Origin of the sequence: Parabacteroides caecihominis, assembly GCF_023656785.1 — a bacterium.
Taxonomy (GTDB): Bacteria; Bacteroidota; Bacteroidia; order Bacteroidales; family Tannerellaceae; genus Parabacteroides; species Parabacteroides segnis.
Map to the genome: position 1 here is coordinate 29990 of NZ_JAMOKS010000013.1, position 12913 is coordinate 42902.

Below are 12913 nucleotides of genomic sequence, written 5' to 3' on the forward strand. Positions count from 1 at the left end.
AATTATTCAGTTATCTTTTTTAATAAAGTCTTCAGGCTTACCTTTTCAGAGATAATGTCGTGGAGCTTGTCGATGCTTACACGTTCCTGTTCCATGGTGTCACGGAAACGAATCGTTACACAATTATCCTTCAAAGTATCATGGTCAACTGTAATACAGTACGGAGTTCCAATAGCATCCTGACGGCGGTAACGTTTACCGATAGAGTCTTTTTCATCATACTGGCAACGGAAGTCGAACTTCAGCATGTTGACGATCTCTTCAGCCTTTTCAGGAAGCCCGTCTTTTTTCACCAGCGGCAATACGGCGAGTTTGATAGGAGCCAGGGCTGCCGGCAATTTCAAAACAACGCGTGTTTCACCGTTTTCAAGTGTCTCTTCGCAGTATGAACCTGCCATAACGCTCAGGAATACGCGGTCAACACCGATAGATGTTTCAATAACGTACGGAGTATAGCTTTTATTTAATTCCGGATCGAAATATTGTATTTTCTTTCCTGAGAACTTTTCGTGCTGGCTCAGGTCGAAGTCTGTACGGCTATGGATACCTTCCACTTCCTTGAAACCGAACGGCATTTCATATTCGATGTCGGTAGCGGCATTGGCATAGTGGGCGAGTTTTTCGTGATCGTGGTAACGATATTTTTCATCACCTAATCCCATAGCCTTATGCCATTTCAAGCGGGTAGACTTCCACATCTTGAACCATTCCATTTCTTCGCCCGGACGAACAAAGAACTGCATTTCCATCTGTTCGAACTCACGCATACGGAAGATAAATTGACGGGCAACGATCTCGTTACGGAACGCTTTACCGATCTGGGCGATACCGAAAGGAATCTTCATACGGCCGGTCTTCTGTACGTTGAGGAAGTTAACGAAAATACCCTGTGCCGTTTCCGGACGCAGATATATCTTGGAAGCGCCATCGGCAGTAGAACCCATTTCTGTGGAGAACATCAGGTTGAACTGGCGAACTTCCGTCCAGTTGCGTGTTCCGGAGATCGGACATGCTATTTCGCAGTCGATAATGATCTGACGGAGGTCTTCGAAGTTGGAATCGTTCAGTGCTTTAGCGAAACGGGTATGTATCTCGTCGCGTTTAGCCTGGTGTTCCAATACGCGGCCGTTGGTTGCACGGAATTGTGCTTCATCGAATGCTTCGCCGAATTTTTTAGCGGCCTTGTCTACTTCTTTCTGTATTTTCTCGTCGATCTTAGCCAGGTAATCTTCGATCAGTACGTCGGCGCGATACCGTTTCTTTGAATCCTTGTTGTCGATCAAAGGGTCGTTGAACGCGTCCACATGGCCGGATGCTTTCCAGATGGTCGGGTGCATAAAAATAGCGGAGTCGAGACCTACCACATTTTCATGAAGCAGCGTCATGCTGTCCCACCAGTATTTCTTTATATTGTTTTTCAGCTCTACGCCATACTGTCCGTAATCATATACTGCTCCCAAACCGTCATATATTTCTGAAGAGGGAAATACAAATCCGTATTCTTTACAGTGTGAAACTAATTTCTTGAAAACATCTTCTTGTGCCATAACTATATGTAATTATTATCAACCTGCAAAGTAAATGATTTTTTCTGTAAGTTACAGCATTTCCAGCGGCTTATTCGTTAATACATACAAAGAAGGGTGACCGTCACGGCCACCCTTCACCATCAAAAATTATATTGAAAAATTAGTTTTGGGTTTATTCTTTGTCCCACCAGATACGGCCGAACTCGCTGTCCAAACGACCGAAGTTCGATTCTTTTTGCATGTCTTCAAGGCGTTTTACCTGATTTGCATAGTTGGCAGAACCTTCAGCCGGCATGGTGAATTTTTTACGGCGCGGTACTTGCTGCAATTCTCCGTATACATTGATCGGTTCCCAGGTAACCAACATGGATGTTGTACTCGGATAATTGGTACGTTTGTACATAGCCCATGATTCATTGTTGTTTTTGAAATGTTCTACCCAAGTCTGGCAGTAAATCTGCTCTTTGGCCATGGCGCTGTTCCAGGCAATACCATCCTGTGCCAGGAAAGCGTCGATTTCATCTTCTGTGACAGCTTCGTAGTCATTGATTTTACAATAATCTGCAATTTTACTCCATTGTCTCAAAGACGATTTTACTCCTTCTTCATACCATTCCTGAGCCGTTTTGCCGTTGGCTACGCCTTCCAGTGTAAATTCGGAAGCCATGAAACAGAAATCAGCATATGTTACCAGAGGAATCCAGCCGCCGGCACTACCGTTGTCTTGTGCACCTTTCCACAGACGAGTTTGAGGTCTGTTCATCGGGCGCATGTCGATGTCGTCCAGATAACGTGATGTACGGCAAGAGTCAGTAGCCCATTTATCATAGCTTACGCTACCACCGCACCAACGTCCCAGATGGGTCGGTATGACTTGTGCAGGAGTTGTTGTTTCTTTGGCATTGAACTCGGCTACATTCTCCGGAGTCAAATTGTTGATCTGGAAAAACAGGCGTTTTCTCGGGTCGTTATATTTCAGTAAGTAAGCCATGAATGCAGAAGATGCACGGTCCATGTCGATCACAGAGTGCCAGTCACCCAATGTGGTCCAGTAATTATCGAAATAAAGGATAAAGCTATCGTCGATGCTACTGAATATGTTGCCCGAAGACAGCACTTCGCGAGCAATGGCTTTTGCTTCTTCCGGTTTTTGTTTCAATAATCTCAGGGCAATACGCAGACGAACGGCATTGGCTGCCTTCACCCATTTCGACATATCGCCGCTATAAGCCAGGTCATAATTTTTGAAAGTTACCTGATTGGTAGACGTTGCCAGTTTGTTGGCAGCTTCTTTCAGCTCCTGGTTCCAGATCGTAAACAACTCTTCCTGGGTTTGGAAAGCCGGTTCAAGAATTTCCACATTGCCGTTGCGTGTACCCCAACCGTCGGTGTAAACCAAAGAACCATATGTGTCGGAAGCCTGGATACCTTTTGTAATCAAGAGGATGCGGGCTACCTCGGTCAAGTCGCTGTAGGCAGCTTCCTGTTCCGGCATATTGGTCTTGACGTAATAAGGAATATGGCGGGCATACTTACCGGCATTTACATAGTTGCTGTATAATGTTCCGGCCCAACCGGCACATTCGGTGAAGTTGGTTGTGCTATATCCCCAGATTCCGGCACAATACTGCATCCATCTCAGGCGGCAAGCGTATGAATCGGCCCATGTTTCGCCGGCGTTGCACATTACATTTTCAATCTGATAGAGGAATACTTCCGGGTCAACCTCGTAGACTGTATCAGGATTCTTGTTGATTTCGACGAAATCGGCATCGCAGGAGGTCAGTGCAACCATGGAAGCCAATGCTCCGAAAATATAATATTTAATTTTTTTCATCTTGTTTTATTGTATATAAGTTATTAGAACGAAACATTCACGCTGAAACCAATGTTGCGTGAGAACACGGCACCACCACTTTCCATGTATTCAGAACTGTAAGATGTGTTCAATCCTTCCGGGTGGATATTGTCCGGCAGACTGTTGTACAGGAATCCCAGGTTACGGGCCATCAGGCCGACGCTTGCATTCTGGATGTAGGCTTTGTTCACCCATTTTTTAGGTAACTGCCACTGTACTGAAAGTTCGCGCAAGGCGACCCAGGAACATTTGTGGATACCTTCCGAACGTATACCGCCTGACCAGCTGTACACATTGTCGTAATATTTGTAAGCCGACAGCGGATCGACCAAGCCTTGCTCGTAAGCTGCCTGATAACTCATGCCGGAAACGTCTACTCCTTTAATCTCTGTGCCGGGCATAAATACGCCTTCCGGAATGACACCGTCGTTAACGGTTCTTCCGTCGGACAAAGTACGGGGCAGCCCGCCGTATTGTGTGTCGCGACCGGCCAGTGAAGACTTGATGTTACCGGAGTTCATTCCATAGTAATAACTTGCCGAGAAGATGTCTCCACCAAAACGGGCATCGATGACGGCATTCAGCGTGATGCCTTTCCAGCTTACCGATGTATTGGCACCCCACAAGAACTTCGGTTGCAAAGAACCGATTTTTTCGCTTTTGTTCGAACGCGGATAAGAACCGTCTGCATTCAACAGCTTTTCTCCTTTATCATTGAGTGTATAAGCATAAGATGTATAGATGTCACCATAAGCACCACCTACGGTAGCCCATGCCTGTGTATCTGTACCTCCTCCTACTAGTTGATATTTCTCAACTCCTTCAAACAAAGAAACGATCTTGTTCCTGTTGCGTGTCAGGTTGAAAGACAAGTCCCAGCGCCAGTCCTTCGTTTCGATCGGAGTACCGGTGATCAATAACTCGATACCTTTATTCTGGATATCACCGGCGTTGATCCAACGTTTTGAAACACCGGATTCAGAGGCGATCGGCAATGCCAGGATCTGGTTCTTCGTATTTGTCTTATACCATGCAAAGTCGAAGCCGAGACGGTTTTTCAGGAAACGCATATCCAGACCGATCTCGATTGAATGCTGTTTCTCCGGCTTCAGATTCAGGTTGGGCAATTCATCTTTGTCAAATTTATAATACGGATACGTACCGCCGTTGATCTGGTTGTCGAACGTATTATCGAATGCATAATAGCCGGTACCTGTTGTCAGGTAAGGAGCACAGTCATTACCTACGATAGCGTAAGATGCTCTCAGTTTACCGAAAGAGATAAATTCGGGAATTGCATCGCGCAAGCCTTCGGCAAACAACCAGGAAGCACCTACAGAGGGGTAGAAGTAAGAGGTATGTCCCGTTCCGTTTTCGTAGATCAGGGCAGACGACCAGTCGTTACGTCCGGTAATATCCAGGAAGTAAACACCTTTATAGTCCATGTTGGCAAAAGCATAGATAGAGTTGATACGCTTTCTGCTAGTATTGTATCTTACTTCGGTGGTCGCTCTTTCGACCGAGTTTGTCATGTCGAACAAGCCGGGCACGCGCAAACCGTTCTTTGAGTCGGTTTTATGATAGCCGCTCTTCGTATCCCATTGTTCAACAGCCACGCTACCGCTGATATTGAAGTCGTCGAACGAATGGTTGGCTGTAATCATACCGGTAATTTTGTACTGGTCTTTCTTGTTTTCATGAATCTTGTAAGCAGCACCGTCGTAGTTACTGGCACCTGTAGCCATTACTTTCGATTCGTTGGTGGTGTAGAGTTTATAGATATCGCCTTTCACTTTCAAAGACAACCAATCCAATAGTTTCAAATCCAGGTTGAGGTATGCACGTACACTCATTTCGTCCTGTGTATAGATGTTTTCCAGATAGTCATAAATCGTTTTGGAATAACCATACGGGTCCTGTGAGTTATAACCGTCGCCGGCCGGACTGATATAATTTTTGTTATTCAGCCAGTAGTCCGTATCATATTCACGGGCGATGCTGTACATGAAGTCGTAGATCGGAGAGCCTGCGCCGCCCTGTACAGTCGGGTTCTGTGCCGTCGATTCGATGTACGAGAATCCTCCTTCCGCTTTCAGGCGGGAGCTGATATCATGCGATGCGTTTAAGCTGAATGAATTACGATTGAATTCGTTATTGAATGTCAGACCTTCCGATTGCAAATTCGAATAAGAAAAACGGAAAGCGCTTTTTTCGGAACCACCTTGCAGGGCCACGTTGGTATTCATGTAATGGCCTGTCTGGTAAAGGTTCTTCAGGTTATTGTCTTTGGCGGAATAGACCATTTCCTGTCCGTCTACATAAAACGGCTTGCCGTCGAAACGAGGTCCGAAGCTACGGCCGGCCGAGGTGTATCGGTTTTCAGACCCGTCGTCATTCAATGCCCATACCGGCGATGAACCCGAACCGAATTCGTTCTGCAAGTCGGGGGTGGCATAGATATTTTCCCACTGCTGCGTATGTGAAACGGAAACGCCTATACCTTCTCCTTTGCGACCTTTTTTGGTTGTGATCAGGATCACACCGTTGGAGGCACGTGAACCGTACAAAGCGGTTGCGGCAGCACCTTTCAATACGGACATTGATTCGAAGTCATCGGCATTCAGGTTCTTCAGGTCATTACCCCAGTCTTGCCCTGCTCCCGTTTTTGTTACTTCATTGTCGATGATAATACCGTCGATAACGAATATAGGCTGGTTGTTACCGCCCAATGAGGTGTTACCACGGATGATGATGCGTTGTGAAGATTGCGGACCGGAGTTACCCATGTTAATTTGTACACCGGCAACTTTACCTTGCAAACCATTGATCGGGTTAGGAGAGTTTACTTTGGCGATTTCATCTCCTTTCAGTTCTGTCATGGCGTAACCCAGTGATTTTTTGTCACGCGACATACCCAGGGCTGTTACCACAACTTCATCCAGGGCTTGTGAATCTTCTTCCAGAAGAATTTTCATTGTCGTTTGTCCCGTGTAGGCGATTTCTTTTGTTTTGTATCCGACAAAAGAGATTTGCAGGACTTGACCTTTTTTGACGTTATCCAGTGTAAATTTACCGTCAAGATCAGTCATAATACCATTAGTGGTGCCTTTGATTACCACAGAAGCTCCAATTACCGGACCTAATGCGTCTTCTACGACTCCGGTTACTTTCCCACTCTGTTGGGAAATGTTTACACTTTGCCTGTCGGGCAATACGTCGGCGTAGACTCCTGTCGGAGTTGCTAATGCACCGGCAAGCAAAATCAAGCTTGGAAATTTCAATTTTTTAGACATAAGCGTTTGATTTATAAGTAAAAATAGATGTGTGTATAATGTGTTTCAGCATCAATTAAATTATTATCATAGTTCTAGTAGAACTATGGAATTATGTCAAAAAGAAAGTATGCTACATTGCTTAAAATAGAATAAATCTATTTTAAATTAGTTAACAAGATGCTTGTGTGTGCTAAAAGGGTTAAATTTGTCACAAATTAGTTGTAATTAATTATAAAAAAAATGAGGTCGGAAATGAAATGTTAACTGCTAATCTATTTTTTGATAGATATTATGAATTAGTTCTACTAGAACAATATCATTTAGAAAAATGTAAAATGCTGACTATATATTTACAGTTCATTTGTTTGCCTTAATTTTTAATTTGCAGAGTCAAGCCTTTTTTTAATGTTTCAATATGTTAAATATTTTGTTATCTGGTGTTTTTCTCTCCCGCTGAAATGCTTTTTTATGTAATCAATTGTTATTTAGATAATGGTGGTAATTTTAATCTAAATCTCCCTGATGTATTTTCATGGATTTGTTTAGCTTTGTGAAAGCTTATGTTTTAATACGATTTTACATTATAAAACACAATAGTATGAATGACGTTTCAAAAAAAGTGGTAATTCTTTTGGCTCATCCCAATCTGAAAGAATCACAGGCTAACAAGGCTTTAGCCGATGCGGTAAAAGATATCGATGGCGTGATGGTATACGATCTGTATGAATATCAGGATCAGTCTTTTGATGTAAATGTGTGGAGCACGATTATATCCGATGCTTCCATGGTGGTCTTTCAGTTCCCTTTTCACTGGATGTCAGCGCCTTCGCTGTTGAAAAGATGGCTGGACGAGGTCTTTACTTCCCTGGCAAAGACACCAGCTGTAGCCGGTAAACCGTTGCAGATCGTCACAACAACAGGTTCGGAGTATGCCGCTTACCGTAGCGGAGGCAGGAATTGTTTCACAATGGATGAACTTCTGCGTCCTTATCAGGGATGTGCAATACATGCCGGAATGACCTGGCAGACGCCATTGGTGGTTTATGGCATGGGAAGTGCCGATGCTTCCAGGAATATAGCAACGGGTGTCGAGGTTTACAGAAAGATGGTGGAAACGGTACTGGCTGACCATACAGTGAATAATGCTTGGTAAAGTTTTCGGATAATTAATGAACTTTCTGTCTTAATTCCTTTCAAATCAACAAAAAATATCTATTTTTGCGAAGTTGATGTTTTTAATGTTTGCGCAGACAATAATTAATTATCTAAATAGAATACCATGAAATCAGAAGACATCTCACGTCGCTCGTTCCTGAAACGGGCATTGGCATTATCGGCAGCTACTGCAATACCTTCGTTTTGGATCCCTTCGAAGGCTGGTGCAATGCCGGGTGTACCGTTCGTTAGTGCGAACGAGAAAGTTAATATCGCATTTATTGGCATTGGTAACCGGGGTGGTGAAATTGCCAAGGAATTGTATAAGACCGGATTGTGTAATGTTGTAGCCCTTTGCGATGTGGATATGGGGGCAAAGCATACGCAGGAACTGATCTCCATGTTCCCGAAAGTTCCCCGTTATCAGGATTTCCGTAAGATGTTCGATCAGATGGCGGATAAGATCGATGCTGTGACAGTGGGGGTTCCCGATCATGCCCATTTCCCGATCACAATCGAGGCAATGGCCCACGGCAAACATGTATATGTTGAAAAACCGATGGCTCGTACTTTCCAGGAAATAGAACTGATGATGCGCGGTGAAAAGAAATATGGCGTGGTCACACAGATGGGTAACCAGGGACATTCCGAAGCCAATTATTTCCAGTTCAAGGCATGGAAAGAAGCTGGTCTGATAAAGGATGTAACAGCTATCACCGCTCATATGAACTCTCCGCGTCGCTGGCACGGATGGAATCCGAATATCAAGCATATGCCGATGGGAGAACCGATTCCTGAAACAATGGATTGGGATACCTGGCTGGGGGTAGTGCAGCATCATGACTATAACCATGATTATCATATGGGACAATGGCGTTGCTGGTATGACTTCGGTATGGGTGCGCTGGGTGACTGGGGTGCACATATTCTGGATACGGCACACGAATTCCTGGATATGGGATTGCCAACAGAGATCAACCCGTTGTATCTGAAAGATCATAATAAATTCTTCTTCCCGATGTCGTCGACTATCCTGTTCAAATTCCCCGAAAGAGGCGATATGCCGGGAATAGATGTTACCTGGTACGATGGTCTGGATAATATACCTCCTGTTCCTGAGAACTTCGGTTCTTCGGATGTCGACCCGAATATTCCGACTGTAGCCGGTGGCAAACTGCAATTGATGAAACTGAATCCGGGTAAGGAAATTTATACAAAGACGCTGACATTCAAAGGAGGTTCTCATGGCAGTACATTGTCTGTCATCCCTGATAAGATTGCCAAGGAAATGAATCCGACCCTTCCCGAATACCAGAAGAGTCCTTCCAACCATTACGCGAACTTCTTGTTGGCTTGCCAGGGCAAGGAAAAGCCTCGTTCACCGTTCTCTATCGCCGGTCCGCTGAGCCAGGTATTCTGCCTGGGTGTATTGGCACAGCGCCTGAACCGTAAGTTAGTTCTCGACCGCACCACCAAAGAGATCGTCAACGACAGCTTCGCCAACCAGATGCTGAGCGGACAGCCGCCACGCAAAGGATGGGAAGAGTATTATAATGTATAATGTTGGTTATATAGAATAATTTATCCCTTTCCTTCGTATATTTGTACCGCAACAAACTGATTGCCGATTGGTTTCGATAAGATTATCGATAGCCATCAGTAATTTTGCCGACAGCTATCAGTTATATTACTGATGGCTGTCGGCAATAAGTTTGTAAGGCATAAAATTTAATACAGTATGGCATCCCAAAAGACACCGTACGTAACCTTTTAAATCTAATTACCTATGAGTATCAAATTCAGTGTTTATAAGACTCCCCGGCCTAAAGGGAGTAAAGATACGTTAGAACATGCACGTCTTGTTTCGAGAGGAACAAAAGGTCTTGAAGAGATATGCAGAGATCTCTCGGATGCCTGTACAGTTAATTCGGCCGATATAAAAGGTGTGCTGGAAGCATTGACCGTATATATGGGCAGGGAACTCGGCTACGGATATAGTATCGAGTTGGAGGGGATCGGACATTTCTCCCCGGCGTTGCGTACCCGGAAAATTTCCGAGAAAAACGGAAAAATCAGGTTTAGTGTTTCTGTCGACGGGGTAAATTTTCGCTGTTCCAACCGTTTGAAGGAGATGGTTAAAGAAGAACGTCCTAAGAAAGTAAAAAGAGAAAATATTTCTTCCGAACCCATCGAAACCCGGAAAGAAAAGATGTTGGAATATATCCGCAAGCATGAAAGCATCAATGAATCGGATTATGCCGAGTTGAACAACTGTACTCGTTACCGGGCAGGCAAAGAGCTGAAACAGTTTTTGGAAGAAGGTATCATCCGTGAGATGGGATATAAAACGCACAGGGTTTATGTGTTGGCCGCGAAGGAGTAAGGATATGTAAAGATACTTTGTGGGATTATTAATTCAAAACCTTCATACACCCAGCCTTATTCTATCCTGTAAGCATAATGGCTTGATTACAGATAAACCCGGTGAAAGAATCAACCTCATGCTCTTCTTTGACCTCATAAGCTATATTGTCTTTAGCTTGGGCACAAAAAATGCATTCTGCGGCTGGACATTTTGTAAAGACGTTTAAACTCTATGTATCCTTAAATCATTGAAATACAACTTTATTAATTAATAGTCTGGAATATTTATCCGGACACTGGTACAAATTCTTTATAAATTGTAAACTCAATTTACACCAATTGTAAATTCAATTTCTCCTGCTCTGTAGATATTCAGTCTTACTTTTGTCATCATAAACAATAACAAATTTAAATTAATGGGAAAGATGACTATAAAGACTTTATTGACAGTATGCTTTTTCTTTCTTTTGCTTATCACAAAAATAGATGCGCATGAAGCAACTTGGGATTCTATGGATAGGCGATCAGTAACTCTCTTCTTAACCATAGAAAAAAACAACCTACATATTTATTCCGATAAACAATGGGATAATATTGATATTCAAATAATCGATCCAAATGGTAGAACAATCTATATCGATATGATATCCATTCCAGCTGAAAAGGAACAAATTATCCCTCTATCAGATATACCGAACGGCTATTATCAGGTAATATTGACAAAGAACAACAAACCAATAAGTTGGTATTTAACGAAATAAGACTTGTTAAGATTTTATCTTTCAAATTACCATATACTACTGCCACTTACAAATAAAAATAACCTTGTAAATTCATATATAACTAATTAAAAAACAAATACACATGAAGTATATTATTTCAACATTAGCGATAGGTATCTGTTGCTTATTGGTATCTTGTAATAATGAACAAGAGAATGCTATCACAGATAATACAACGGATTTAGCTTCTTTTGAAGCTACACTAGCAAAAAAGTATGAAGGGAAAACTGTATATTATAATAACAACAGACCGGATTATTCAAAAGAAATAGAATATTTAAAATCGGTCAGCACCGAAGAACCTATGGATAATATAAGAACAAAATCTTCTGATGCTGCAGCTTTTGGTCCATGGGGTAGTGACAGCGGCGTCGCTTTTGATGCTCCGGCAGTTATATATAACGGAGAAAAATGGAAGAAAATCAATGCCATTAAAGTAAGGCATGGAGCCGTTATTGATGCTATTCAATTATATTGGGTTAGCGATAATGATAAATTCACAAATTCTCCACAATTCGGGGGTAATGGTGGAGCAGAATCATGGATGTTCCTTAGTAGTAATGAATATATCAAAAAAATTGAAGTACATAGTGGTACTAAAATTGATTATGTTGCTTTTACTACCAATCTCGACAAAGTCCATGTATTTGGTGGTCCCGGAGGAGCAAACCGAACAGAGTTGGAGTTTGGAGTTTCTGGCTTCCAAATGCACGGCATTTACGGAAAAGCAGGAGCAAAACTTTATCAGCTAGGAATATATTGTTACCCAAACTCTCTATTCAATTAAAATAAACAGAATATACAAGGTTATTATTTTATAAACAATCTCAATTTCATTTTCATGTACGATTATCTAATTGTCGGATCCGGATTATTTGGATCTGTATTCGCTCAAATAATGAATGAATACGGAAAAAAATGTCTTGTTATAGAAAAGCGTAATCATATAGGAGGAAATATATATACAAAAGAGGAAGATGGAATAAAAATCCATTTATATGGAGCACATATATTTCATACAGATAATGAAGATGTCTGGCGATATATAAATAGATTTTGCAGTTTCAACAATTTTATAAACTCTCCTCTCGCCAATTATAAAGGAAATATATACAATCTTCCTTTCAATATGAATACCTTTAACAAGCTTTGGAATGTCATTACTCCTGAAGATGCAAAAAATAAAATCCAGGAACAATGCAAAAAATATAAAGAGATAACTCAGCCATCCAATCTGGAAGAACAGGCTTTAAAACTATGTGGTGATGATATATATTATACCTTAATTAAAGAGTATACAGAAAAACAATGGGGACGTCCTGCCAACAAATTACCAGCCTCCATAATAAAAAGAGTCCCAATCCGCTTTACATACAATAATAATTATTTCAATGATCTTTATCAAGGCATCCCCAAAGACGGATATAGCCAACTAATTAACAATCTGTTAAACAATATACAGACATATACACAAACAGACTATTTCGATAATAAACATTATTTTCATAGTATTGCAAAAAAAATACTCTTTACAGGGTGTATTGACGAATATTTTGATTTCATATATGGTAAACTGGATTACAGAAGTTTGAGATTTGAACATATACATTTGAATATTAAAGACTATCAAGGGAATGCCGTTGTTAATTACAATGAAGCTAAAATTCCATATACACGAATCATAGAGCATAAACATTTTGAATTCGGAAAGCAGGCGACAACAATAATAACAAAAGAATATCCATTGGAATATACATCATCAGAAGAACCGTATTATCCCATAAATGATGAAAAGAATTCAACACGTTTAAACCAATATAAGAATCTTGCAGCAAATACTTCCAATGTTATTTTTGGAGGAAGACTAGGGCAATATGCCTATTTTGATATGGATGATACAATTGCAGAAGCTATTTCACTTGCAAAAAAAGAACTATTAATATAACAATC

General features: G+C 41.8%; 9 protein-coding genes. 6 read left to right on the top strand and 3 right to left on the bottom strand.

Translation table 11 applies throughout. The features are described 5' to 3' along the window. Nucleotides 1-2: 2 nt before the first annotated feature. The 3 genes from NBH14_RS12540 to NBH14_RS12550 all read right to left on the bottom strand — a co-directional run bounded on the left by NBH14_RS12540 (nucleotide 3) and on the right by NBH14_RS12550 (nucleotide 6680). On the bottom strand, nucleotides 3-1547 hold the full coding sequence (locus NBH14_RS12540; protein ID WP_128135699.1) for a glycine--tRNA ligase: 1545 nt from the start codon (nucleotides 1545-1547) through the stop codon (nucleotides 3-5). A gap of 154 nt (nucleotides 1548-1701) precedes the next feature. After that, nucleotides 1702-3366 carry a SusD/RagB family nutrient-binding outer membrane lipoprotein gene (locus NBH14_RS12545; protein WP_186959509.1) on the bottom strand — a complete coding sequence of 555 codons (1665 nt, stop codon included), beginning with the start codon at nucleotides 3364-3366 and terminating at the stop codon, nucleotides 1702-1704. A gap of 23 nt (nucleotides 3367-3389) precedes the next feature. Next, the gene (locus tag NBH14_RS12550) at nucleotides 3390-6680 is read right to left on the bottom strand and encodes a SusC/RagA family TonB-linked outer membrane protein (RefSeq protein WP_186959510.1); all 3291 of its coding nucleotides are present in this window, start codon (nucleotides 6678-6680) and stop codon (nucleotides 3390-3392) included. Nucleotides 6681-7260: 580 nt separating this feature from the next. Here NBH14_RS12550 and NBH14_RS12555 point away from each other — a divergent pair. The 6 genes from NBH14_RS12555 to glf all read left to right on the top strand — a co-directional run bounded on the left by NBH14_RS12555 (nucleotide 7261) and on the right by glf (nucleotide 12908). Beyond that, entirely contained in the window at nucleotides 7261-7815 is a 555-nt protein-coding gene (locus tag NBH14_RS12555; protein WP_186959511.1) for an NAD(P)H-dependent oxidoreductase, read from the top strand. A 126-nt stretch (nucleotides 7816-7941) separates the two neighbouring features. Next, nucleotides 7942-9378 (top strand): Gfo/Idh/MocA family oxidoreductase, encoded by a 1437-nt coding sequence (locus NBH14_RS12560; protein WP_009860298.1) that lies wholly within the window; start codon nucleotides 7942-7944, stop codon nucleotides 9376-9378. A gap of 225 nt (nucleotides 9379-9603) precedes the next feature. Beyond that, nucleotides 9604-10200 carry an HU family DNA-binding protein gene (locus NBH14_RS12565; RefSeq protein ID WP_186959512.1) on the top strand — a complete coding sequence of 199 codons (597 nt, stop codon included), beginning with the start codon at nucleotides 9604-9606 and terminating at the stop codon, nucleotides 10198-10200. Nucleotides 10201-10597: 397 nt separating this feature from the next. Beyond that, nucleotides 10598-10942, top strand: coding sequence for a DUF3244 domain-containing protein (locus tag NBH14_RS12570; RefSeq protein ID WP_186959513.1), 345 nt, complete (start codon nucleotides 10598-10600; stop codon nucleotides 10940-10942). A gap of 103 nt (nucleotides 10943-11045) precedes the next feature. After that, the gene (locus tag NBH14_RS12575; RefSeq protein ID WP_186959514.1) at nucleotides 11046-11750 is read left to right on the top strand and encodes a jacalin-like lectin; all 705 of its coding nucleotides are present in this window, start codon (nucleotides 11046-11048) and stop codon (nucleotides 11748-11750) included. A gap of 54 nt (nucleotides 11751-11804) precedes the next feature. Continuing rightward, nucleotides 11805-12908 (top strand): UDP-galactopyranose mutase, encoded by a 1104-nt coding sequence (glf, locus tag NBH14_RS12580; protein ID WP_222622098.1) that lies wholly within the window; start codon nucleotides 11805-11807, stop codon nucleotides 12906-12908. Nucleotides 12909-12913: the final 5 nt, after the last annotated feature.